Genomic DNA, 26036 nt, shown 5'->3' with positions numbered 1-26036 from the left:
TAGATAAATAAGTAAATAAATTTTATAAGCGTAAACTTAAGTTGTATTTCAAAGGGGTGAGCATGTTTAAAGCCCATGGTGATTGGCGTTATTTTGTTGAGCCGCCAGTGATTTATGTGGAAATTAGTGGCAGCTTTAATAAAGAAGCCGTTGCTTCATTTAGTATTGAAGTCGGTCAAGAAATCATGAAGTACCCTGAAAATTCAATTCAGTATGCTGTGGTTAATTTGGAACAATTTGAATTAGCAACTGCCGATAGTATTGAGATTGCAAAGGCTTACTTTCAGGCTGTCAAAGCGCGGGGTTACAAACGCGTTGATTATATTAAAGCGAATATCATTGCTCGCAATTTATTAGAGACAGTTTGGTCTGGTGTAGAAATGGATATTAACTTTCACCCAGATGCTGAAAGCTTTTTTCAAGCAAGACCCGAGTACGATAATTTAAGAAAGTGGTTAAAGTAATACCTTCTGAATATAAAAAGCCCTCATTTGAGGGCTTTTTCGTGTCAATTCTAAAAATTAACCAAGGTAAGCTTTTAACATCCAAACAAGTTTCTCTTGTTCTTTAATGTAGTCGCCCATTAGCGATGCTGTACCTTCGTCGTCTGCATCACCTGCTTGTGCAAGGATTTCACGCTGCATTTGAATAAGCGTGCTGTAACCTGCTAAAAGGTTTTCTACTGCAGCAGTACCTTCAGTGATATTTTTAGCTTCACTGATCTTGCTATCTTCGATGTACTCAGAGAATGCATGTACCGGTGTACCGCCTAACGTTAAAATACGCTCTGCAATCTCGTCTACTTTCTCAAGTAGTAAGTTATAAATTTCTTCAAACTTAAGGTGTAATTCAAAAAAGTTACGACCTTTAATATTCCAATGAAAGCCGCGTGCGTTCATGTATTGGATTTGGTAGCAGCTTAGTAAAGAGTTTAGTGAATTTACGATATCTTCACTTTTTGCGCTGTTTAAACCAATTGCATTTACCTGTGACATAGATTGCTCCTTAAAAAAACCGTTAAGTGTTTACTTGCTAGTGCTTGGTGTTAAGTATTAGCCATCGTGGCTAATCTGTAAAATGGTTTAATTCGAACACAGTGATAGGTTTTAGCTATCAAAGGCTGGTTTTATCCATTTGTGCACTATCAACATAACTTTGAATCACTTTTATATAGACTTGGGGCAACTGAGCAAAAAATCTACCTTATTTTGCAAATATTCAAAAATTAGGCAGAAAGTATGATCTAAAACAAGGTTTATACTCGCTGATAAATTGGCCGATTTAGAACTTGATTTAGGTCAAAAAAACAACGAACCAGAAGCGCATAATGACTTTACCGCATTTAACCAGGAGAAGAAAAATGGACGGTAAAACAGTTAAAGAAAGCAAAGCTGAAATAGTTGTTGTAGTGATTGCATTACTTGCATTTGTTATCGGTTTGGTAGGTCATCTAGCTGGTGCTAGCTTCGCAAACTTTGATACCTTTGGCTATATTGCTGCACCTGTACCATTGATCTTAGGGATCATTGTTTTAATCTCATATAAAGTGGCTGCAAGTGCTGAAGATTAAAGTATCACTCACTTTGATTTATAAGCTTAATAATGTAATCCATCACTTGGCGTGAGTAGATCATACTGGTGTGACTCAAATGAAACACCTTATGTTCTGCCATGCCATTGAGTTTGGTTTCATCTATCAAAACTGTACCATCAGAGACACTGCCTTTAGCAATCAGTGGCATTAGCCCTATTGGTAAGTCACCAGCAATACTATAAAGCTTGGCATTAAACGGCCAATCGCCATTCTCAGATAATAAAAACTCCACGCTATTTTTTAACAGCATTTCAAAGCCCTTTTGCTGCATTTGCTTAGCAATATGACTGCCTTTATGCGGGGTGCCTAAGGTGATCACCTTTTCGACATGGCGACTTTGAAGAGAATTGGCCTCTAAGTAAGCGCGAGCAACTAAGCCACCCATCGAATGGCAAACTAAGGCGGTAGGTTTACCACCGATAAAGCGATCAATCTTATCGAAAATTGCCGCTCTATCGGGAGAGAGCGTGTTATAGGTCAAATTGAGTATTTTTAGACCTGACTTTTCAAGACGCGCGCACAGTGGGCGCATCACAAAGCCTGACATATAAAGTCCGTGTAATACTACAACCTGCCTAATTGCCATCGCGTTCCTTACATTAACTGTTGCGGTTTAATTTCGATATTTGCTGTATCTGAGCTAACCCATACTTCACCATCTTGAATGGTAATAGTGAGCTTAATATTGCGATCAGCTAAGTCGGCTAATGCCTGAGTCGCGGCATAATCGAGACTAAAAATACTTAAGTTTTTAAAATCATACAACTTAGGTTGATGTTTTTGCCACCAAATCGCTTGGTTATTTTCTCCGTAGGTATATAAAACAACTTGCTTCGACTTATTGCAGGCTTTTTTCAGGCGTTTTTCGTCTGGTAGCCCAAGCTCAACCCATAATTCAATTTCTTCGCTATAGTTAATGTGCCAAAGCTCAGGCTCATCATCGGCGCATAAGCCTTTAGTAAACTCTAAGCCTTCACGGGCATTTAGCGCAAAAGCCAACAAGCGGATCATCAAGCGTTGTTCGGTTTCTGATGGGTGTTGTGCCAGTGTTAAATTGAAATCTTGATAAATGTGGCGGTCCATATCGCTTAACGATAATTGCGCTTTAATAATGGTTGATTTAAGAGCCATAATTGCTTACTTGAAAAAATTTGCGTCATTATAGCGCAATTAATCTTACCGACGCTTAAATATCTCCAGCGAAACTTTTGATTAATCCTTATCTATTATCAAAAGCAGTATTCATAAACCTAAATTACGCCGGTGACATTTTAGTCACATTTACTTTGCTAACGTCTAAAGTTGATTAATTCGAATTCAATAATTAGGGCTATTTGGGAGGATGAAAGTATGTGCAAGTTATTGAAATCAAGATCATGGTTGGTGCCAAGAGGGACGCAATTATGAAAGAACAATTTAGACAGATACTCTGGTCATTTGCATGGCTATTGTTGAGTAGTTTGGCATTTTACTCTTACGCAGTAGAAGAGCCAGGGGCAATAACGGTTATTGTTAAAAATCAGACTACAGATCGACCACTTCCAAACGCACAAGTCATACTTAAGGAACGAGAAACCTCTGCAATACAAACCTTACAAACTGATCTACAAGGGCGTATTGCTGTTGAGCAACTCGACCCGGGCCTTTACTCAATAAAGATTACAAAAAGTGGCTTTGCGGCTTTATACGAACCAAGTATTCGCGTTGTAACTCGTAAAAATACGAAGGTTGAATTTGACCTTAGAGAACAAGCCATAGAAGTAGTTGAAGTAAGAGCCCAACAAGCTGATACATTTACTTCAGGCTCTAGCACCTATCTCGACAGAGAATCTCTGCGAAGTGCCGTGGGAGGAGGTGCAGATCCACTACTTTCTCTAGATGGATTGCCAGGTGTCGCATCTGACAGTGAATTTGCAAGTTTCAGTGTGCGTGGTCGAGGCCCAAGAGATAATTTACTCTTTGTTGATGATTTTCCTTTTGATAAAGCTATTCACTTTGATGCGACGTTAGGTGAAGAGGAAGATGTAGGCGGCGGTGGTCGCTTTTCTATATTTGCCCCAAATGTGATAAATGGAGCAGAATTTTCACCTGGCGGGTGGCAAGCAGCTTATGGTGGTCGTGCAGGGTCTTTACTGAAGCTAGAAGTGGCCGATGGTAACCCTAGTCCATCAGCAAGTTTTCGCTACGACCTTGCTGGTTATGAAGTAGGTTATGACGGCCCTATAAATATCACTGATGAAGCAACTATGCTTTTTTCTGCAAGGCGGTTAGATTTTGGTGCCTTGTTTGAAACTATCGAAGAGCTAGATATTGGTGAACCTGTTTTAAGGGATATTATTTTTAAATCAGTGATACCCATTAATCAAAATAACACTTTTGAAGTGTTACTCATGGATACGCATGAGAAATATACTCGTGGCGTTGAGCATGTTTCTGAATCACCTAATTTTGAAGATACTGCATTGCAAAATGCTGAGCAAGATAGTGACTTGTATGGTTTAACATTGACCACGTTACTTGGTGAAACCGCTGTTTTGACTAATAAAGTTTACTACCGAAAAAGTGATAAATTGAGCTCTGAAGGTGAGGCTTATCCAGATTTTGTGCCCGAGGGAACGCCAGCTTCTGAATACCCTATTCGAGAAGACATTATCACTATATCTGAAGGTGAAACAGAAATTGGTTGGAGAAGTGATTTCGAGGTAGAAAATCAATTAGGGATGTTGAGCGTCGGTGCCCGAATTACGCAAATTGAACTAGATTACAGCACCTTTTTAGATGGTGAATGGAGTCGGTATGTTTATGATAGTGACGATTATAGACCAGACCCACAGCAAAAGTTTATTGTACTAACCCCTGAAAGCCTTAATTCAGTCACGTCTTTGAAAGAATTAAACTATGCAGGCTATATAGAACAAATTTTTGAAATGGGTGATTGGGATTTTGGTACAGGTTTACGATTTGAACGAGATGGGTTTGCTGATGAAAGTTTTATATCACCTCGATTCAGCATTAACTGGATGCCAAGTCAAAAGGTAAGGTATTTTGCAACGGCGGGGTTATTTCATCAGTCACCGCGATATTTAGAACTTGCAGCTAACGAGACTAATAATCTTAAAACTGAAAAAATTACCCATACGAGTGTTGGTTTTAAATATTTCCCTAATGCCAACTGGTCATTACTAACGGAAGTTTATTATCAGCAACTTAGCGACTTAGTGGTTGACCTAGACCGTACCAGTGGAACTTATGCAAATGATGGTGATGGTACTTCATATGGTGCTGATTTTGTGCTTAATGCTACTATTTTCGAAGGTCTTTACGCCAGTGCAACCTATTCTTACAATGATGCGGTCGTAGACCGAAAGGATGGTTTTGGCGACGTAGCTGCTGAATTTAGTCGTGAACATGTTGCCACGTTAGGGCTGACATGGGAAATAAGTGACCGTTGGAAACTTGCTGGACGATATAAATACCTTTCTGGCAGACCAGATGACATATTTATTGTACATGAAGATGTTTTGGGGCCAGGACAGCCTTTACGTTACTCTAAGGAAATTACAGAGCGTAATGTTGGCCGTAAAGAAGGATCAGGCTCATTGAATGTTCGTGTAGATTACCGACGTGCCTTTGGTCCTATTGATGTTACCGCCTTCCTTGATGTTATAAATGTCACGGCAGCTTCATCAGCTGATGACACTGAGTTTGATTACCGCCGAGGAATTGAAGTCGTTGACGATAGCGAAGCTGAACCGCTGATCGGATTGCGATTAGATTACGCTTGGTAAGGAAGAAAAATGCTAGATGCTTTGAATACTGAGCCGATCAGAGCTTTGATTGTTGAAGATAATCGTGACATTAGTGCGAATATTGCTGCGTATCTAGAAAGGCACTGTTATCTCTTGGACTTTGCTTATGACGGTATAAGTGCAATGCAACTAGCGATGAACAACAAGTTTGATGTCATTGTTTTAGACCTAATGCTTCCAGGGATGGATGGCTTACACTTTTGTCAAAAGTTGCGAGCTGAAGCTGACGTTGAAACACCTGTACTTATGCTCACTGCGAGAGACACGCTTGATGATAAACTGAGAGGGTTTGCAGTCGGAGCCGACGATTATTTGGTTAAGCCATTCGCATTGCAAGAGTTACATGTGCGCCTGCAAGCTCTTTATAAGCGGAGTCACGGTAATACCAACAAGATATTGACTGTGTCTGATCTAACGATGAATAAGTCCACCTTGCAAGTACATCGTGCAGGCCAGCTTATTGAGCTTAATCCTGCAAGTATGAAGTTATTGCAGCGGTTAATGGAGGTATCTCCTTCTGTTGTTACACGCGATAGTCTCGAAACTTTATTATGGGCAGATGAGCCTCCCGATGGTGATGCGCTTCGTTCGCACATGTACAAGTTAAGACAGGCAATTGATAAACCATTTGATACACCATTGATTCATACAGTGCACCGTATCGGCTATCGAATTGCAAAGGACGTGCAATAATGTATCGGCATAGTTTGCACAAACGTGTCGCTATCGCGTTTGCAATGTGTGTGGCTGTGCTCAGTATTGCATGGGGGTTTGCTTTCTTTGCTGCAATAAGATTGAGTGAAGATCGCGTGCTAACCCAGCAATTGCAAGTTGCATCAGATAACTACCCTGCTATTACTACAAATCTTAAGGCGTACGATAAAGTAGATAACTTACCTCAATCACTTCAAGCGTGGGCGCAAACAAATCCAGCAGTAGGCTTGTATGAATTTGATAGCGAAGAATTACATGTTGCCGTAATTGATACAGGCAATGAGCAGTCACCTGGGTTTGTAGTGTTTGATGTCGCGCAGATTGAGGCTTCTTCGTCAGAGGATTGGTGGTTATTACTTATTATTAGCAGCCTTGTAGGAACATTGGGGTTATTAGGCTTTGGGCTTGGAATTGTTGTGATGCGTCGAGCTTTGGCTCCCGTAACTCAACTTGCTAAAGCTGTGGCCGACATTAATCCTGAGCAATTATCAAACGAAGATTACAAGCGTATACATGCTAACCGATATACAAATGATGAAGTTGGCATGCTCGCAAGTACAATAGAGCAGGCTTTTGAGCGAGTGAGTGCATTCATCGCAAGAGAACGCTATTTTACAGACTCAGCAAGCCATGAATTGCGCACACCAGTGACAGTCATTACCGGTGCCCTAGAGCTTTTAGAACAAAGCCAATTGACTCCTGCCGATATGAAGGTGCTAGATCGTGTAAGGCGGGCAACACACGACATGAATACAATGATCGAAATGTTTTTGTGTCTTGCTCGTGAAACTGATGATGGCTTGTATGATGAGCAGTTTTTAGTAATGCCACTGGTAAGAAAAGCAGTAGAGCAGCAACGCTATTTGTTAAACGGTAAGCTCGTTGGTGTTGAACTTGATGAGCTCGCCAATCCCATAATTTATGGGCATGCACAGGCATTTTCTATTGCGATTAATAACCTGGTGCGAAACGCGTTTGAGCATACCCTTGCAGGACAGGAGCCGATTGCAATTTTGATTAAAGAGCATGAATTATTAATCACTAATCAGTTCAGTGACGGTGATGCCCAACATACGGCGACTGAAACAGCCTCTCATGGCTACGGCTTAGGTTTAGGTATTGTGCAACGCTTATGTGAGCGCAATGGTTGGTCATTCTCACTGCATGCAGATACAGCGCATGTAGTCGCTCGTCTTTCGTGGTGATGGAAGGCATGATTTTATTTTTAAACAATCCTGCTTGATGTAGTAAACTATACCTATCAGCAAAATCCCCATGGCGTTAGCCTTTAAAATAAAGAGCTTAATAATCTAATGAGTAGAACAGGAATACAGTGGTTCCCGGGTCACATGAACAAAGCCCGAAACGAAATTAAAGAAATCATGCCACAGATGGATGTGATCATTGAGGTACTTGATGCCCGTATTCCTTATAGTAGTGAAAACCCAATGGTTACTGCGCTGCGTGGCGACAAGCCGGTGATCAAAATCATGAACAAGGCGGACTTGGCTGATCCTAAGTTAACGCAAGCTTGGAAAGACTACTTTGAGCAGCAAAGTGGCGTAAAAGCGATTGATTTTGGTAATGATAAAGCGGGTGAAGTACATCGTATTAATGAGCTTTGTAAAAAATTAGTGCCGCATAAAGTAGGCGCTGATAAACAAATTAAAGCCATGATCATGGGTATTCCTAACGTTGGTAAATCAACTCTTATTAATACCTTAGCTGGCCGTATCGTGGCAAAAACAGGTAATGAACCTGCGGTAACCAAAGCGCAGCAACGTATTAAGCTTGACGATGGCATTATGCTTTACGACACACCGGGTATGTTATGGCCTAAAGTAGAGAACGAAAACTCAGGTTATCGTTTAGGGGCAACTGGCGCTATTCGTGATACCGCTATCGACTACGAAGAAGTGGCAAGTTACACCGCTGAATATTTATTGCAAGCATACCCAGAGCTTTTAAAAAGCCGCTATAAAATTGATGAGCTACCAGAGTCTGACTGGGAGTTTGTTGAAATGGCAGGTAAAAAGCGTGGTTGTATCCGTGGTGGTAATCAAATCGATACTTACAAAATGTCTGAAATTCTTATTAACGAATTACGCGATGGCATTATTGGTCGTATTACCATGGAAACACCAGCTATGCGTGAAGAAGAAGAGCAAATGGTTGCTGAGCTTCGCGCTGCTGCAGAGGCGAAAAAAGCCGCTAAAGAAGAAGAGAAAAAGCAACGCCGTGCACGTGCACGTAAGAACCGTCGATAAAGTTAATGCATTAATTTTTAGACATAAAAAAAGCCCTGCAAGGGCTTTTTTAGTTTCATATCTACCGTCACCGATATGAGCAATGTAGCAAGTAAAATAAGTAGGGTCGCTTATATGTCGCCAATATCAAGGGGCGTTGCCATTAGTAACATATAAGCTAAAGCTTTAACGTGGCGACACGCGTTTCTGGGGAGAAACAAATTCAATCTGAACAAGTCATCATACTTCGCTTGGCTTGTTGAGATTAATTATCAATTAGGTTTGCGATGCTGTCAACACCTTTTTGAAAATAATTCTCATTTAGTTTGAGTTGCAGATTTGGTACGAATTTTAGACATAAAAAAAGCCCTGTAAGGGCTTTTTGAGTTTCATATCTACCGTCACCGATATGAGCAATGTAGCAAGTAAAATAGTAGGGCGATCACCTGTTGCCAATATCAAGGGGCGTTGCGATTAGCAACAGGCGATCTTAGCTTTATCGTGGGCCACACGTGTTTCAGGGTCGAGAAACAAATCAGTTTATTCCGAACAAGTCATAACACTTTATTGTCTTGTTGATAGTGATTATCAATTAGATTTACGTGGCTGTCAACACTCAATTGAAAATAATTCTCATTTCTTTGTGTTTGTTTTTTAAACTTCCGTAATACAATGTATTAGCACTAAAGTTAGGCTGTAAATTACGTGCAATAAAAACTATGCTGGGGCTATAACAATTAAAATAATCACATGCGATGTTCTCAATTTGGTCAATAAGCCTTCTTGCAATTGTATATCTGGCAATTTTATTTGCGGTTGCAGGCTGGGCTGATAAAAGAAAAGTATTGCCTTTTAAAGGCTTAACCTATGGTTTATCACTTGGGGTGTATTGCACCTCTTGGGCGTTTTTTGGTACCACAGCACAAGCTGCATACAATGGCTGGTGGTTGGCTCCGACCTATGCCGGTACTATTTTGTTATTCATTTTTGGCTGGCAAGTTTATTGCCGCATAGCGCATATTTGTCGGCAGCAAAAAATAACCTCAATGGCAGATTTTATTGCGACCCGATATGGTCAGTCGTCGAGTTTGTCTGGGCTCATTTCATTGATTTCAGTGATTGCCATTGTGCCCTATATCTCTTTACAGCTGAGTGCAACGGCACAAAGTATCAACTTACTTACCGATCGTGCTGCCACACAAAGCCATGAAGTATGGGCCGATAGCACTTTTTACATCACGATTGTATTGGCACTATTTGCTATTTTATTCGGCGCGAGGCGGCTAAAGCCCAGCGAACATAATCCAGGTTTGATAGCCAGTATTGCCTTTGAGTCTGTGGTTAAGTTGTTGGCGTTTTTAGCGGTGGGTTTGTATGTGTGTTTTGCACTATTTGATAGCCCAGTGGCGCTGTTTGAAAAAGCGCATGACCTAAATATTGATCAGCAAGTGGCGGCCACACAAAGTCCAACCTATGTGTATGTTGCTCATACTTTGCTTGGTATTTTGGCGACCTTATGTTTGCCAAGACAATTCCACATGAGCTTTATCGAAAAAAATAACGATAAAGAGCTGGCCTCGGCGCGTTGGCTATTTCCGATTTACCTCTTACTTATTAACCTGTTTATTCTACCGATTGCATACGCCGGATTAATTTACTTTCAAGGTCAAGAAGTCGGCTACGACACCTTTGTATTGGCTTTACCCATGGCGGCTGATGATGCTTTTGTGGCGTTATTAGCCTTTTTAGGCGGCTTTTCAGCGGCAACCAGTATGGTGATTGTGTCATCAATTGTGCTTTCAGTGATGATCACTAATGACTTTATTAACCAATTTATTTTACGCCGCTCGCAACTTACATCGAGTAGTCGCGGGCTTGATAAAAATAACCTTTTACATGCGCGTAAAATCGTTATCGTATTGATTCTATTGCTTAGTTACTTCACTCACCGAGTGCTGGGCGAAAGTACAACCCTTGCCAATGTGGGTTTGATGTCGTTCACCTTAGTCGCGCAATTTTCGCCGGCCATGATCATAGGCTTATGGTGGCGACAAGCATCCTGTCGCGGTGCGCAATTGGGGATTTTAAGCGGTTTTATTATTTGGGGTTATACACTTTTACTACCGAATATCGCCGGAGGTTTAGGAAGCGATAGCTTATGGCTTGTGAATGGACCGTGGGGAATAAGCTGGTTAGCACCAACCGACTTATTCTCATTAGGCATGGAAAGCATTAGCCAAGCTTTATTGCTATCGCTAGGTGCGAACTGTTTAGTGTATTTCTTAGTACCGTTATTTAGTCGAGCAACCTTAGCTGAACGCTTACAGAGTAATAAGTTTGTTTCGCAGCTGAATGATTCGAAGGTAAGCAATCATCTACAGCCTTTGAGCTACCATGACCTAGGTGCACTATTGCAACGATTTGCCGAAAAAGAAGCGGCACAGTCTTTGGTAAATCATTACTTTCCGGATGATAAAAGTAAGTGGAAGCGCCCTGCCAATGTCGAGTTAGAGCTATTAGTTGAGCGCGAGATGTCTGCGGTGATCGGCGGCGCATCGGCACGGCTTATTTTAGATGTGGCGAAAAATGAGCAGCGCCAGCCTCTAGAGCAGGTTGCTGAGTTTGTGGATGAAGCAAGCCAAGTACTTAAATTTAATCGTGACTTACTGCAATCAACAATCGAAAACATTCAACAAGGGATCAGTGTAGTTGATAGTGAGCTGCGCTTGGTAGCTTGGAACCAAGGCTACAAAAACATGTTCGCCTACCCAGATGATGCGCTTTACATAGGCCGCCCGGTTGCCGACATTATTCGTTTTAATGCCGAGCGCGGCTTATTTAGCGGTGAGAGCATGACCAGCGAAGTCGAAAAACGCTTAGCCTATTTACGCCAAGGCAGCGCTTATAAATACCAGCGCTCGCACAATGATGGCCGGGTGTTTGAAATGCAAGGTAACCCACTGCCCGGTGGTGGCTTTGTAACAACCTATACCGACATCACCGAGTTCGTAAAACAACAAAAAGCGTTAACCGAAGCAAATGTTAGCCTTGAAGAAAAAGTCGCAGCACGCACCTTGGCATTGACTCAAGCAAACCAAGAGTTGTCGATGGCAAAGCAAGTGGCGGAACAAGCAACGGTCAGTAAAACGCGCTTTTTTGCCGCTGCCAGCCATGATTTACTGCAACCTTTCAATGCTGCGAGTTTGTTTTGTTCTTTAATGAATGAAAAAGCCCAAGACACCGAACTTAAAGAGCTGGCGATGAATATTAAGAATTCATTAGGCAGCGCCGAAGAGTTGTTATCGAGTATTTTAGAGTTAACCAAGCTCGATTCAGGCTCGTTTAAAGTACAAATGAGCGAGTTTGCTGCCAGCTCGTTGGTTGAGCCACTGCGTAATGACTACGAAGCCCTTGCCCGTGAAAAAGGCTTAAAGTTTATTATTGAAACCTGTGATGTGCGCCTGCATACCGACAAAGCGCTGTTACGCCGAGTACTACGTAACCTTTTGAGTAATGCGATTCGTTATACCGAGCAAGGTGAAGTACGCTTGAAAATGCAGTACGACGATGACCATGTATCCTTTATTGTTGAAGACACAGGGATTGGTATTGCATCGAGCGATCAACAAACTATTTTCCAAGAGTTTAAACAGCTTGGTGCAAAACCAAGCGCCGAGGGGTTAGGCTTAGGGTTGGCAATCACCAAACGTATATGTGACTTACTTAAAATTCCGCTAGTGATGGGGTCTGAACTTGGTAAAGGCACGCAATTTACCCTAACTCTGCCTTGTAAAGTGAGTACTGCGCCAGCGCAAGCGAAAGGCGCTGAGGCATCACAAGAAACCGAGCTGGGGCAATTGCGTATTTGGTTGCTTGATAACGACCGCAACGTGTTAGAGGCACTAAAGCAGCTACTCGAAAATTGGGGCTGTGAAATCTCAACAGCCACAAACTTAGTGGAGCTTGAGCAGTTAAAGGCAAGCCAAGCCCTGCCGCAATTGTTGATTATTGATTATCAGCTTGATGATGGGGTAACGGGACTTGAAGTGATTGAGCAAGCGGCACTAACACGCTTACCAGCCATCGTTAATACTGCGAATCATGATGAAGGCATACGCGAGTTAGTGCTCGATGCGGGCTATCCATTGCTTTATAAGCCTCTGAAAGCGCCCGCCTTAAAACGCATGATTAAGCGACTGACTTAATCTGCGTTTTGCTCAGTTGCTGGGGTATTGGCTTTAATTAAGCGCTCTACCTCAGCGACAAACTTCTTATCTAAGTCATCTTCATGGCTCAAAAATAACAGCATTTCATCACCATTGTGGTCAATGACAGTTACCGTGGTGGTTAGTAGGGCGCTTTTAGCATAATCAACGTTGAGCTCTTTAATGTCACTAAAGCGGCGTTGATCTTTTTCGAGCACACCTTGCTCATTTTCCCAGTAACTAAAAATGGTGTTTTCTGTGATGCCGTTTCCATCAGTTTTAAAATCGAAAAATGCGTCACTATAAAAATAGTGCACATTCTCGTTGGCAGGAATAATTTCTTTTCTTTTTAGAAAGTTAACTTGATAGGACCAAAGCTTATCGCCGGTTACTATGGTTGAGCTTGGCAACAAATATAGCTCATAAATCAAGCCATAAAATAACCAAGGCAACATGAATATCGAAATGATAACCTGCCTCGCTCGCCACTGAGAGTGGTACTCAAGAGCCTGTTCTGGTTGCTTGAGGTTTTGAATGTAATTAACCAGTGGCAACCATAGAATAGGTATAACTAAAAACAGCCAAGTACCGTATTCCCAGTTATAGCTTACGACTTCAGCAATGATAATCGCCAGCCATAACACGAACCCAACCGCAACGGGCATGATCTTATTTTTGCCAAAGGTTTGCTCGCTGTGCTTGCAAAGTTCAAGTAACAACGGAATAAAAAACAGAGGTGCGAATATCCCTCGAGCAATAGGCATAATGTGGCTTTGTTGTTGCTCTTTTATCGCTTTCCAGTTGCGATAGCTCCAGTAGTGAATGAATATTCCTAAGCTCAATAAGCTGTAAATAACAAACTTACTGTTACTGACAGGGTAGAACTGTTGCTCAGCAAAAACTGGGCGGTTACTTGCTTCTATACGCCAAGCCGCGATGAAAAAGATGATTGCCGCCAAGTAACTTAAAATAAAAACGCTATACCAGTTGGTTTCGTCATCCGCTGGTGTGGTTGTTGAGCTATTTGTGCCGTATTTAATGATGCCGAAATGGGTCGCGTTATTGAGTTTTTTGCGCTCGCTTAGGTAATGGTCTATTTGATCGGCTGGGATGTGATCCTGCTTAGCGCTGTAATCAAAGTATAAGGTCAACACCGAGTCTTTAAATGTCACGCGTTTTTCGAAATGAAAAAATGGGTTGTCGATCGTGACCTGCTCATCATCAAACTGCCAATTAGTATCCGTAAACGTAACCTTTATGGTTGTTTCGATATTATTAGGGTAACGAAACCACATTGGTGCATTGTTACGCTCTCGCTGTTCTGGCTTATAAACTGAGTTTTGAATTTCACTGGCGTAAAAGTCGTTTTGAAAATCATTACCCTCAGGTCGCCAAAAGTTATCAATAGTATAGTGCTCATTGGTAATTAGCTGACCGGTGTCTTCTGGAGATTCAACCAGCATAGGTTTGACTGTTTTTAAGCCCTTGTAGGTATCTTGATAATATTCGCGGTAATCATCTTCTATGCTTTTTAAGCTGTTTTTAGCGATTGAACTACGGCGGTTAATTGCTTCAAAGTCGCCGTATTTATATTGAGTTGAAAAACTAACTGGCTCATTAATACCTTCTGGGATCTGATAATTATCAAAAACCTGAACGCGTTTTAGGGCAGGTTCTGTGAACATATCTGTAAAGCCTGTTTCACCTTGCTTTATTATTAACGCGACATCGTAGTTCGGTTGAGCTAAATGTGCTAAATCGCCGCGCTGATACGAAATGGTTGGATCAAGCCAATAGCGCTTACCTTGGTGCTCTAAGGTGACAATCACATGGTCAAACAAGCTAGGAGAGACCGGTAAGCTGGCAGTACGTTTCCTGTCTTCGGTGTTAACTAAAGCTGGATGAGCCTCTACGCCGAGCGCTTTAAGTAAAGAAATGAGCAAGACGGTTTTGTCTTTACAGTCGCCATAGCGCAGTGCCAAGGTTTCTGATGCAGGAGTAGGCTGGTGCGAGTTGGTGCCCATTTCTAGGCCTAAATAACGTACTTCGTCTTGGCTAAAGCGCAGGGCTGCAACAATTTGAGACTCTAAATCGGTATGTTGAAACTTAATTTGACGGGCAATTGTTTCAATAGCAGGGCTTACTTCGATGGCCGATTGGTATAAAGGTAACGACCAATTGATCACCTCTTGCCAATTATTTACTTCAGAGAAATACACTTCTTTGTAAGGTGAATACCAATGCGGTACTTCGCTTGCGGAGCGAATTGTCGGCTCATTGTGTTGGCTAATTTGGTAGTCAAAACCCGTATCTAGCTTGGTTTTAGTAACTGGTGACTCGCCATTCATAAAGTTGATATATAAGGGCGTAGGCTTTTGCCACTTTACCCGCATAAATTGCTGCACTATCGGCACCGACCAGTTCAGTGTGCGCATGGTGCTGAAGTGTTGATAAACAGGATTACTCCCCGAAATCGTATAGCTGTAATCTAAAATATCCATGACCCGCATATCATCAATAATGACATTTAGGCTTAAGGTGCCATTGTATATACGACTTGCTAAGTCAGTCTCGCGTTGTAACACCTGTAGCTCGGCACTATTTAGTTTATCTATATATTGGCCGTCACGAATGATGCCTAAACTATTGAGCGTAAGAGATTGATAATTTGGGTCAAAATCAATATTCAGCTGGCTAATATAATCAACCCCAGACTGATTGACTGCTTGCATTACAGTACGATTAAAGCGTTGCTGTGGGGCTTGCTCAGATACCTGAAGCTGAGTGTCGAGCATCAGGTAGAAAGTCCCGTCTCGTATTTGGTCTCGAGGAATCTCAGGGGTGAGTAACTTATGTTGTTTTACCCAGTTAGCTGCGGGTGCAACCTGATACTCTTCAGCGGCTGCAAAGCAGCTCACAAAGAATAAAAAAACAGCCAGTACCTTAAGTTGTAAGTGCATCCATTTCATTGTTATTTTCTAATTACGTTTAGTTTTATATGACAAATTACTGAATTTCACGGCATGAGCCAAATAAAATTCAATATAAATGCTTCTTTTTAGGTCCAATGCTCAATAAGCGCTAATTTTCAGTGCTTTCTTTATCAGGTAAGTCTTTTATTTCAACGCGACTATTTACTTCATAGTATTTTTGCGTGATTTTTTTCAAAATCTCGCGGCGTAATGTGCTTACGGTGCCAGCTTTAGTTAAGTGGTTACCATAGGTCGTAAATGTTTTATCCCAGCCCAGTGCCACAATACTAGGATCGACAACAACAGCATTACCTCCACCATAAGCAACATCGGTACCTAAAATATCGGTAATATCGTAATTATCGAGACTAAAAGAGAGGTTTTGCACAACTTGGTCTTTATCTGGTTCTTGAATAACTAATGATTGAAGATGGTCAGCTAAGTCTTCTTCAAAGTTAGGGAAATAGTTTTTCTTTTCAAGGTATAACGAAGAAACACGTGTGCTATGAGTATCAATAACACTGCCTCGATTTGAATTTACAAATTGCACTGCATTGTTAGTCAGGGCGGTAAATACATTTTTCGCTGTATATGGGTAGTTAAGTAAATTTGGGCTACCAATATAACCACGGTAATAGCCATATATTAATAGCGGGTCATTGTTAAATAGCGGTGCAACAATGTTGTACTCTATATCGTTCAATGAATATTGATTACCGTTAAAGTTAAAGCGTGGCTTATCAAAAAAACTTGGCTCTTCGTTTATTAGCTTAGATAAGTTTTTTACTGGGTACTGCTGGACTAACTCATTGAGTACCGTCACGTTATAAAGATTGAACCAGTAAGCGAGCAGTTCAGACTTTGGCAAGTTACTCAAGTTAATCTTATTTGGCAGGTCGGCCATATTTTTTTGTATGACCTGCAAGGCTTGCCTCATTTTGGGATTGTCTTTATATGAATCATAATAAAAGCGGTTTGCTTCTGTTGCTGTTGAAGGTTTAGGGCTGGATGATAAATGTGTACCAATTGTCGTGGTGTGTGAGGTGATGCGGTAGCGGTCAGACATGCCTAAATCAATGACCGAAGCACTTAATATTTGCCCATAGCCAGTGTAATCAAGAGTGATTGTGGAGTTTTCATCATATTGATGAAATTGGCTAAATTTTTCTTGGTTAATTGCTGTAATGGCTGTTTTATTAATAGGAGCCGTTGAATTACAGGCCGTTACCAAAATAAGTGATGTTGTTAATGTGGTGGTCTTTATAGCGCTTTTCATTTTTACCACCTTCCTTAGTACAAAAAACAAACATATTACTTTTGCTTTAAATTGGCAATATCCAGGTAATTAACACAGAAAAAACAAGACTTAAAGTTGGCTATTGCGGTTTTGCTAAGTGTTTTAGTTGGGTATTTAAGGGAGTATTAAAGCGGCTTATAGCGAGCCGCTTTAGGGTTATATTATTTATCTTCAGACTCTTTAGCTGGTAAGTCTTTTATTTCAACGCGAGTATTTGCTTCATAGTATTTTTGCGTGATTTTTTGCAAAATCTCGCGGCGTAACGGGCTTACATGGCCGACTTCTTTAGTTAAGTTTTCACCATAAGCAACAAAATTAGTATCAAAGCCATCTGCTACTATACTCGGATCGGCGACAGTCGCGTTACCTCCACCATATTCAACATCGGTACCTAGAATGTCGGTAATGTCGTAGTTATCGATACTAAAAGAGAGGTTTTGTACAACTTGGTCTTTATCTGGCTCTTGAATTACTAACGATTGAAGGTGGTCAGCTAAATCTTCTTCAAAGTTAGGAAAATAGTTTTTCTTTTCAAGGTATAAAGAAGAAACACGAGTGCTATGGTTACCTATCACACTACCACGATTTGAATTAACAAACTGCACTGCATTGGTGGTTAGGGCTGCAAACACATTTTTTGCTGTATATGGGTGGTCAAGCAAATTTGGGCTGCCAATGTAGCCACGGTAGTAGCCATATATTAATAGCGGGTCATTGTTAAATAGCGGTGCAACGATGTTGTACTCAATGTCGTTTAATGAATACTGGTTACCGTTAAAGTTAAAGCGTGGCTTATCAAAAAAGCTTGGCTCTTCATTTAATAACTTGGTCAGGTTCTTAACAGGGTACTGCTGCACTAACTCATTGAGTACCGTCACGTTATAAAGATTGAGCCAGTAAGCGAGTAACTCTGATTTTGGTAAGTTACTTAAATTAATTTTGTTTGGCAGGTCGGCCATATTTTCTTGCACTATTTGCAAGTCTTGCTTCATCTGAGGATTCTTTTTGTACGAATCATAATAAAAGCGGTTTGCTTCTGTTGCAGTCGACGGTTTTGGGTTCGACGACAACCGGGTGCCAATTTTGGTTGTGTTTTGTGAAATGCGATAGCGGTCTGACATACCTAAATCAATCACCGAGGCATTTAATATTTGCCCGTAGTCAGTGTACTCAAGGGTGATATTTGATTTTTCATCGTACTGATGAAATTGGCTAAATTTTTCTTGGTTTATGGCTGTCGTTGCTGTTTTATTAATAGGAGTCGTTGAATTACAGGCTGTAACTAGAATAAGTGATGTTGCTAATACGATGGGTTTTATAGCGTTTTTCATTTTTATAACCTTCCGTAGTTTAAAAAATAAACATAGCGTGGTTTTTCTGAAAGCGCAACAATCTGTTGTTTTTGTGAATTTTATTAAAAAATAAGCGTATAGTAGAAGAAATAAAAATAAAAAGGACAACTCATGGAAGAAGCAAAACAACAAAACCAAATCGAAACACCAGAAGCTAAAAGCTCCGTAAATGATGACTTAGTTGGCATAAAAGGTTGGCTCATTCTTGTGGCGATAGGTGTGGTGATCAGCCCTTTTAGAGTATTTATCGAATCAATTAATACCTTTAAACCCATTTTCACTACCGAGATGTGGCAACGTTTAACGTCGCAATTCGGTGATATGTATCATCCGCTTTGGGAGCCTTTACTAATCATTGAAATGGTGTTTAATGCAGCATTATTTTTAGCTTCGCTTTATTTAATTGTGTTGTTTTTTAAGCATAAGAAAGCGTTTGTAAGTTGGTACTTAGCGATATTATTTGGTGGATTAGCGTTTATTGCTATCGATGCCTACGCGGTTAGTTTAATTGTGCCCGATGTCGATGTGTTCGACGATGAAGTTAGAACTATGATTATCAGAGGCCTTATTCAAGCTGTGATCTGGGGACCTTACATGCTGTTATCTAAGCGTGTGAAAGCCACATTTGTAAAATAAGTTAGCTGGGCACAGTAATTGTAGCTTGCGTGCCTTGCTGGGGTTTTGAGTTTATTGATAATTCAAAGCCTTGGTTGCGCACAAGTTCTCGGGTTATCACAAGCCCTATACCTGTGCCATTTGCCTTGGTTGAGTAAAATGGTACGAACAAGTTATCGGGGTTTTGAATACCACAACCTTGGTCGCTAATTGCAATATTTAAGTTATCACCTTGTCTTGACCAAGTGAGGCTAGGGGCAGAATTGCTGCCAGCTTCAAAAGCATTTTTTATCAAGTTGATTAACGCTTGTTCTAGCTGACCTAGGTCGGCATTAAAATGTAACTCTTCGCTGCTATTTATTACTAGTTCAGGAAAGATAGCGCTTAAGCGAGTGTTTAATTGCTCGCTACTGATTACCTGTTTTTGTGCGGGTGGTAGCTTGGCAAACGCACTGTAACTGGCCACAAAATCAAGCAAGTGTTGAGCGCGTTTTTCTATTACTTGCAGCATATCTTGGGCGAGATCATCGTGACTGCTAATTTGCCCTTGGCGCTTAAGGGTTTGCAATGATTGACTCATCGAATAAATCGGCGTGAGTGAGTTACGCACTTCATGATTTAACACTCGAATTAACCGTTGCCAAACAAGTTGTTCGTTATCGCGAAGCTGTTGCTCAATTGAAAAGAAGGTTAGTAATTCAAAGTTTCTGCCGGTCCGCCAAAAAGTCTGCGATGAGATTTGAAAGCGTTGTTTAAACAGCGAGTCACTATTTTGTTGCCATTCGCCATCATGCAGAGCAATGCCTAAGTCGCTGGCCGATTTACCTTCAATTTGGCGATGACTAATACTGTTTATAAACGCCTTATTACTAAAGTAAATTAAGCCATGGGGGTCTAGTATAACGATGGGTAAGTCCAGCATGCTGGCAAACTCAAAAACAAACTCTTCTGTTTGCATATAATGGCGTTTGTTCTTGGCTATTTTATTGCTGAGCTTGGCAAAATCTTGCTTAAGCGCTGCGACTCGTCCACTTTGATAAGACGCTAAATGCCAACTATTACTTTCGTCATTTGCCAGTGCATCTAGTTGCAGACCAAAGCGTTCAACCACATCGGTGATCGTACGGTAGCTTTTAATTAAAGCAAAAGCGCTTATCCCGATAAACGGCAATAATAGGCTGATACTGGCAAACCAATCTAGTTTTAAGCTGAGCGAAAGGGCAATACCAAGCGTTAATAGCACCGCTACAAGCATATAAAAATAGCGTCGAATACGCTGCTCTAACGACAGCTTGTTACTCATTTAGCGTTCTACTTCTTTTAAATCGAGCTGATGTTTATCAATGCGACGATAAATTGCCGATTTGCTTAACCCTAAAAATTCTCCTGCGGCGATAACATTGCCATTAAATTGCAGCAGTGCTTTTTGAATCATCTGTTTTTCAAGCTCTTCAAGGGGCAATAGTGGCAAAGCCTGTTCGGCATTGCTATTTGTTTGCTCGCAACTTGGTTGATCTAAAATGAGGTCATTGGCTTGAATATTGTTGTTATCGCTCATGATCACCGCGCGTTCAATACAATGGCTTAGCTCACGAATATTACCAGGCCAACTGTAATTTTTTAGCGCCTTTAGGGCATCATCACTGAGCGCCATATTCGCTCGTTGATATTTTTTACCATGCACCAACAATAAGTGTTCTGCCAAGGGGGCGATGTCGTCTTTTCTGTCACGAAGCGGTGGAATGTGCAGTTCAATGGTATTGAGTCTAAATAATAAATCACGGCGGAACTCACCCTGCTCAATGGCCGTAGCTAATTCACTATTGGTAGCAGAAATAATGCGAACATCGGCGGTTTTGGTTTGGCTTGAGCCTAGCACTTCAAATTCTTTGCTTTCTAGCACACGGAGCATTTTACTTTGTAGCTCAAGGCTTAAAGTCGCAATTTCATCTAAAAATAAGGTGCCGCCTTCGGCAATTTCAAAACGCCCTAGGCGGTCTTCTTTGGCATCAGTAAAAGAGCCTTTCTTATGGCCAAATAATTCGCTTTCGAATAGCGTCGGGGCAATGGCGCCAACATTCACGCTTACATAGCGTTTATCAGCTCTGAGCGAGTGCTGGTGGATATAATGTGCCAATAAGCTTTTTCCAGTGCCATTTTCGCCGGTAATTAAAATGCTGGCATCGGTTTTAGCTGCGCGCTCAGCTTTGGCAAGCAACAGCTGCATGACTTCTGATTGAGCTATGTAATGTGCTTGTGTGTCACTGGTAAGCGCCTTTAAGCAAGCATTGTCGTGATTACTTTGCTTGAGCTTGAGTTGTTGTCGCACAACGGCGGTTAAGCGTAAGTTATTCCATGGCTTTTCAACAAAGTCGACAGCCCCTAATTGCATGGCTTTAACGGCAACATCAATGCTGGCCCACGCGGTCATGACAATGACAGGTATGGTCGAACCTAATTGATTTAGTTGCTTTAAAAAGCGTAATCCCTCTTCACCTGAGGTCGTGTCGAGCTTGTAGTTCATATCGAGCAAAATCAGGCTAATGTGCTCGGTTTTTAATAACTCAAGCGCATGTTCAGGGCCTTCGGCCTCATGGCAGTGTAAGCCTAATTGTTGTAATGCAACAGTAGCAGCCAGACGTACATCAGCTTGATCGTCTATGACTAAGATTTTGTCCATGATGTTTTCTTATTATCCTGTTGAGGTGGCTTAAATTTAAGCCACCATTTTGTGCTGTTAATCGTTACGTAGTGCAGCCATAGGTTTTGCTTTAAGCAGCAAAACCAAAGGTCTAAAGCAAGCGAATAGCGCAATACATAAGGTAATACTCCAAGCGAGTAATTGCAGTCTTACATCAAGTATCAGCCAAGACATTAGCTGTCCTTGTAACATGTAAAAACCCACTATTACCGCGGCGAGAGCAACCGCAAAACCAATGAGCACAGGGATAATAGCTTCAACACTCATCAGCTTGAATAAGCGTGCTTTTTTCGCACCTAATGCCATACGAATACCAAACTCATAGCGGCGCAGACCTAGGTTGTAGCTCAGTACCCCAAAAATACCGATTGCTGCTAATAATAGAGTAAATAGCGCTAAGGTACTACACAGAACCACGGTCAGTCGGCTCATATACAGTAAATTGTCGTACTCTTGTTGCAGGTCATTAAACTGCCACATGGTTAGGTCGCTGTTCTTTTCTTTTAGCGTATTAAGTATTTGTTTATTAGTCAGTTTAACGCCTTCAGAAGCTTTGATAGTAAACATGTAGCTATACGGTGTTGCTGGCCACCAAATATGACGACCAAACGACTCATCGTAGTATTTAGGGTGATTAAAATCTTCGGTTACACCCACCACTTCATACATCTTTTCTTCTAAGCCTTGGTAGCTCTTGCCGATGATATTTCGATAGTCTTGGCCTGGTAATAAGTTCTCTGCAACGCTGACCGAGACAAGTATCTCGTTGGTTTCACCACGTATAGCTTGTTCGCTAAAGGTGCGGCCAGCGAGAATTTTGGTGTTAACTAACGCAAAGTAATCAGGCCCTACCCACTGACTAGGGAAGAAAATTGAGCTTTTACCGTTTACATCAGTCAGGGTGTTGGCATTTTGTCTTGCTGATACTGGGCTGTGACCCAGGGCAACATCATCAATGCCTTGGCTATCAAGCAAAACCTGCTTGTATTGCAGCATATGTTCGTAGCGCTCCGCTAATGACATTTGATTATTTGGCTGGAACAGGTTGGCAAAATACAGGTTTTCGGTATCACTGCCGAGTGGGCGGTTAATCGTGCCCATGGCTTTACTGACTACCATCACCGAAAAACTAACAAGCAGCGCGGCAACAAACATTTGTGAGCCAATTAAAATACGCACTGTACGGCCAGATACCTGCGAAACCCCGCCTTTACCACTGTTCTGCATTTGCGTATTTAGGGTTTTGTAATTCACCAAACGTGCTGTAATTACAGAGAAAATATAAGCAAGAGCAATACACAGTATGATGGCAACAATGACCAACGTGCTATCAACCGCCAAGCTGTTAACCAGTGGTAATCGGCCTTCTGCCAATACTTTAAATAAACGTATGCCCCATACCGATAAAAACAGCGCAATGCTTACCGATAAGGTCATTAAAATCAGTGACTGTAAAAAGATACTTTTAAATAACGTGCTGCGTTTAGCACCTAACACCGCCTGCAAGGCTAGGGTTTTATGTTGAGCAAGAGCGCGCGAGAAGAATAAAGTGCTTACATTAAGTACTGCAATAATCAGTAGCCCTACTGCACCGGCTAACATCATTAAGCTTAAGTCATCGTTATTACCCAGCTCAACGTCGCGATACGGGGTTACTTCAGGTTTTACATCGGTGATCCCCCCGTTGTTTAGCCACTCTGATTTAACCGTATCAATTTGCTGTTTTAAATCGACTTTAACTTGATCTATGGTGACCCCAGGCTTTAAAACTGCAATCAGTTTTAGGTTTTTAAAAGTGTTTGTCCACGGGCTTTGCCAATCGTCATTGTGAAAGAAACGGCGGTCCGCACTTGATGGAAACCACACTTCAACATCGCTTGCTTTAAACATGTAAGGTGGGCTGAATGAGTCATCAACAACACCCACGATACGGTGAACATAATCGGTTTCACCCGCCATGACTGAGAGTGTTTTACCAATAATGTTCGGGTCGCTGTTGTAATGCTTGCGCCAAAAGTTAGCAGAGATAACAACGCGGTCATCAGGTGTTTCTAGCGTTTCTCCAAGGTCAAAACCTTGTCCCATTAAAAATGGCGTGTTTAATAAGTCAAAGTAGTTGCCGCCAACATACAGCACAGGCTCTTTCGGTTCGCCATCTAGGTTTGCAAAGATTTGCTCACCCGCATTGATCATCATACTTTGTTCAAAGCTTTGATTATGCTTAAGCCAATGCACCATCGATTGATAGCTTTGAAAGCCGGTGGCATCGTAGTCATCATAAGTAAGTGATTGCTCAACCACTACCATGCGGCTTTCATCGTATACATCAAGGGGCTTTAAAAAGTAGCTGTTAACAAGGCTAAGCACCACAAATAAGGTGGCAAGAGTTAAAGCAAGCGTTGCGATAACCGCTGTCACAAAGCCCGGTGCATTCATTAATGATGCCCACGCTAAGCTTAGTTGGGCGCGTGTTTTGGTTAATTTCATTACATCACCTCGGCGCTTTCGAGTACTTGCTCAGCAGTGTCGCTGCTAGGTGCTTGGCGTGCTTCAGAGTAGGAAACAATTTCACCATCTAGCAATTTAAGTTGCGTCTTTGCACGTCCGGCATAACGTAAATCATGGGTTACCATACAAATCGTGGTGCCTTTTTTATTCAGCTCATCAAGCAAGTCCATGACGGCATCACCATTTTTTGAATCTAAGTTACCAGTTGGCTCATCCACCAATAAAATGCTTGGCTTGCCAGCCAGTGCGCGGGCAATAGCAATACGCTGTTGCTGACCACCGGATAATTGGTTTGGTTTATGCTGAGCACGGTGGCCCATCTCAACTTCATCAAGGGCTTGTTTTACCGCAAGCTCAATTTCGCTCGGGCTCATGGCTGGCTCTCGGTAAGTGAGCGGCAGTGCTACGTTGTCAAACACCGATAATTCATCAATTAGGTTAAACGACTGAAATATAAAACCAATGTGAAGGTTTCTAAGTTCAGCTTGCTGATCCATATCAAGGGTTTTTGTGTCGACTTCCTTAATGAAATAGTCGCCAGCAGTTGGGCTATCGAGTAAGCCTAATAATGACAGCAGCGTCGATTTACCACAGCCAGATGGGCCGCTAATGCAGATATAGTCACCTTGGTTAATATTCAGGCTGATGTCTTTTAATGCATAGGTTTCAACATTTTGGCCGCGATAAACTTTGGCGATTTTGTTTAATGAGATAAGCGTATTGGTTTTCATAAACTGTCCTGTTCGATTTTTATTGTTGCCAAATGCTGCCATTTAGAAAGGTCTGAAATGATCAGCTGTTCGCCCACGGTGGCACCGCTCAAAAGTTGAATTTGATTGTCACTGAGTGTACCAAATTCGATATTGGTTGGCGTTGCTAACTGGGTGTTTGGATTAAGTTTAAATAGCGTGGCTTCGCTATTTGCTTGTGCTTTTTGCGGCACGTTAATGGTTAACGCATTGGGAATAATGTTGCTAACCACATAGCCTTCAATGCTTAAATCGGGTCGAGCATTAGCAGGCAGTGTGCCTTGTAAATCAAGTTCGATAATAACTCGACCATCGGTAACGATAGGGTCAATTCGGGTGACTTTGGCATCAACTTCACTGTGGTCTGCTTGGCTAAAGGTGTTTACTTTCGCTGCCATATTGAGTGCCACTTTTTCGGCATCTGCTTGCTTAACGCTTAGCTCTGCTTTGAGTGCTTTGTTTGATCCAACCACCGCAAGGCGGGTACCGGGCACGAGATTTTGGCCAAGTTCAACATTCAACTCTTGCAGCATGCCATCGATACCTGCCGTTATTTGCAGCTGATCAAAAGCCTGTTGCTCAACTTGATAATTAAGCTCAAATTGGCTTAATAGTTCTTGCTGTATTTTGCTACGTTGTAAGTGCATTTCTTTAAGCTGTGCAAGGCGTTGCTGCTCGATACTTACGCGCTCTGTAAGCTGTGCAACGTTTAGCATGCTTCGTTTGTAATCGAGGCTTGAAACAATCCCTTGCTCGATCAGTTTGCTTTCAGCATCGACTCTAAGCTCTGCACTTTGCAGCTCACTTTTTAATATGGCGAGATTTGCTTGGCGCTCAAGTAGCTCACTTTGCTGGTTAATTCTTTGCTCATTAACACTGGCTTTTTGGCGAGCAAGTTCTAGCCGAGCGACCGATAAACGCTGCGCTTGCTGTGGGTTGACGAGGCTTAAAATCACTGTGTCTTTTTTAACGATAGTGCCGGGGTATACATGGATAGCTTCGACCATTGCGGTGTCGGTATTGGTTAAATAACGTTGATACTTTGGCTTTAAACGGCCAAAGCCACGTATTTTTACCACAAAATCGGCTTGTTCTACGGTTGCTATTTGCAGTTGGCTTGCAGCAACCACAGTGGGTGTCGCCCATTGATACACCATTAAAGCGCCAAGAGCCGACACGCCTATGGCTGCAGCCATAAGCCATTTTTTAGCTTTTGATTGCTGAGGTTTGCGTTTTAGTGTGCTGTCTAAATCCATGATACTGAGAAATATAAA

General features: G+C 41.7%; 19 protein-coding genes. 8 read left to right on the top strand and 11 right to left on the bottom strand.

Going from position 1 to position 26036, the window contains the following annotated elements:
- Positions 1-62: 62 nt before the first annotated feature.
- Positions 63-464, top strand: a complete 402-nt coding sequence (locus VRK28_RS11145; RefSeq protein WP_130167357.1) for a hypothetical protein — start codon at positions 63-65, stop codon at positions 462-464.
- A 57-nt stretch (positions 465-521) separates the two neighbouring features.
- On the opposite strand, the gene VRK28_RS11140 is transcribed toward VRK28_RS11145, so the two are convergent.
- Entirely contained in the window at positions 522-995 is a 474-nt protein-coding gene (locus tag VRK28_RS11140) for a Dps family protein (RefSeq protein WP_054562953.1), read from the bottom strand.
- Between the two features lie 365 nt (positions 996-1360).
- Here VRK28_RS11140 and VRK28_RS11135 point away from each other — a divergent pair, with 365 nt between their 5' ends.
- Complete coding sequence (locus VRK28_RS11135) at positions 1361-1570, top strand: hypothetical protein (protein ID WP_054562952.1); 210 nt, start codon at positions 1361-1363, stop codon at positions 1568-1570.
- Between the two features lie 4 nt (positions 1571-1574).
- On the opposite strand, the gene VRK28_RS11130 is transcribed toward VRK28_RS11135, so the two are convergent.
- On the bottom strand, positions 1575-2180 hold the full coding sequence (locus VRK28_RS11130) for a PGAP1-like alpha/beta domain-containing protein (protein ID WP_062566321.1): 606 nt from the start codon (positions 2178-2180) through the stop codon (positions 1575-1577).
- Between the two features lie 8 nt (positions 2181-2188).
- Positions 2189-2725, bottom strand: coding sequence for a YaeQ family protein (locus VRK28_RS11125; protein WP_054552313.1), 537 nt, complete (start codon positions 2723-2725; stop codon positions 2189-2191).
- Positions 2726-2997: 272 nt separating this feature from the next.
- Here VRK28_RS11125 and VRK28_RS11120 point away from each other — a divergent pair, with 272 nt between their 5' ends.
- From VRK28_RS11120 to VRK28_RS11100, 5 genes are all read left to right on the top strand, one after another.
- A complete protein-coding gene (locus tag VRK28_RS11120) occupies positions 2998-5382 on the top strand; it encodes a TonB-dependent receptor (protein WP_062566392.1) in 2385 nt (794 codons plus the stop codon).
- Positions 5383-5391: 9 nt separating this feature from the next.
- On the top strand, positions 5392-6096 hold the full coding sequence (locus VRK28_RS11115; protein ID WP_082710961.1) for a response regulator transcription factor: 705 nt from the start codon (positions 5392-5394) through the stop codon (positions 6094-6096).
- Positions 6096-7322 carry a sensor histidine kinase gene (locus VRK28_RS11110; protein ID WP_244269407.1) on the top strand — a complete coding sequence of 409 codons (1227 nt, stop codon included), beginning with the start codon at positions 6096-6098 and terminating at the stop codon, positions 7320-7322. Before VRK28_RS11115 ends, VRK28_RS11110 begins: the two co-directional genes overlap by 1 nt.
- A 108-nt stretch (positions 7323-7430) precedes the next feature.
- On the top strand, positions 7431-8384 hold the full coding sequence (gene ylqF / locus VRK28_RS11105; RefSeq protein WP_058586080.1) for a ribosome biogenesis GTPase YlqF: 954 nt from the start codon (positions 7431-7433) through the stop codon (positions 8382-8384).
- Positions 8385-9118: 734 nt separating this feature from the next.
- Entirely contained in the window at positions 9119-12568 is a 3450-nt protein-coding gene (locus tag VRK28_RS11100) for a PAS domain-containing hybrid sensor histidine kinase/response regulator (protein ID WP_062566319.1), read from the top strand.
- Here VRK28_RS11100 and VRK28_RS11095 read toward each other — a convergent pair.
- The 3 genes from VRK28_RS11095 to VRK28_RS11085 all read right to left on the bottom strand — a co-directional run bounded on the left by VRK28_RS11095 (position 12565) and on the right by VRK28_RS11085 (position 18168).
- Entirely contained in the window at positions 12565-15537 is a 2973-nt protein-coding gene (locus VRK28_RS11095; RefSeq protein ID WP_062566318.1) for a DUF3857 domain-containing transglutaminase family protein, read from the bottom strand. The genes VRK28_RS11100 and VRK28_RS11095 overlap by 4 nt on opposite strands.
- Positions 15538-15649: 112 nt before the next feature.
- Positions 15650-16816, bottom strand: a complete 1167-nt coding sequence (locus tag VRK28_RS11090; RefSeq protein ID WP_062566317.1) for a DUF547 domain-containing protein — start codon at positions 16814-16816, stop codon at positions 15650-15652.
- 182 nt (positions 16817-16998) lie between these two features.
- Positions 16999-18168, bottom strand: a complete 1170-nt coding sequence (locus VRK28_RS11085; protein WP_062566316.1) for a DUF547 domain-containing protein — start codon at positions 18166-18168, stop codon at positions 16999-17001.
- A gap of 132 nt (positions 18169-18300) precedes the next feature.
- On the opposite strand from VRK28_RS11085, the gene VRK28_RS11080 reads away from it, so the two are divergent.
- Positions 18301-18825 (top strand): DUF2569 domain-containing protein, encoded by a 525-nt coding sequence (locus tag VRK28_RS11080; RefSeq protein ID WP_062566315.1) that lies wholly within the window; start codon positions 18301-18303, stop codon positions 18823-18825.
- A gap of 1 nt (position 18826) precedes the next feature.
- On the opposite strand, the gene VRK28_RS11075 is transcribed toward VRK28_RS11080, so the two are convergent.
- From VRK28_RS11075 to VRK28_RS11055, 5 genes are read right to left on the bottom strand one after another with little or no spacing between them, the layout of a single operon-like run.
- A complete protein-coding gene (locus VRK28_RS11075) occupies positions 18827-20107 on the bottom strand; it encodes a sensor histidine kinase (RefSeq protein ID WP_062566314.1) in 1281 nt (426 codons plus the stop codon).
- On the bottom strand, positions 20108-21484 hold the full coding sequence (locus VRK28_RS11070; RefSeq protein ID WP_062566313.1) for a sigma-54-dependent transcriptional regulator: 1377 nt from the start codon (positions 21482-21484) through the stop codon (positions 20108-20110). It lies immediately after the preceding gene.
- Positions 21485-21541: 57 nt separating this feature from the next.
- Positions 21542-23992: an ABC transporter permease gene (locus VRK28_RS11065; protein WP_332393930.1), complete on the bottom strand. Its 2451-nt coding sequence runs from the start codon at positions 23990-23992 to the stop codon at positions 21542-21544.
- Entirely contained in the window at positions 23992-24744 is a 753-nt protein-coding gene (locus tag VRK28_RS11060) for an ABC transporter ATP-binding protein (RefSeq protein ID WP_130050224.1), read from the bottom strand. Before VRK28_RS11060 ends, VRK28_RS11065 begins: the two co-directional genes overlap by 1 nt.
- Positions 24741-25958: an efflux RND transporter periplasmic adaptor subunit gene (locus VRK28_RS11055; RefSeq protein ID WP_332393929.1), complete on the bottom strand. Its 1218-nt coding sequence runs from the start codon at positions 25956-25958 to the stop codon at positions 24741-24743. Before VRK28_RS11055 ends, VRK28_RS11060 begins: the two co-directional genes overlap by 4 nt.
- Positions 25959-26036 lie beyond the last annotated feature (78 nt).

It is taken from the genome of Pseudoalteromonas sp. P80D2 (assembly GCF_036680945.1).
Taxonomy (GTDB): domain Bacteria; phylum Pseudomonadota; class Gammaproteobacteria; order Enterobacterales; family Alteromonadaceae; genus Pseudoalteromonas; species Pseudoalteromonas shioyasakiensis.
Note: the sequence above shows the minus strand (reverse complement) of the source record. Positions and strands in the feature narration are given on the sequence as shown.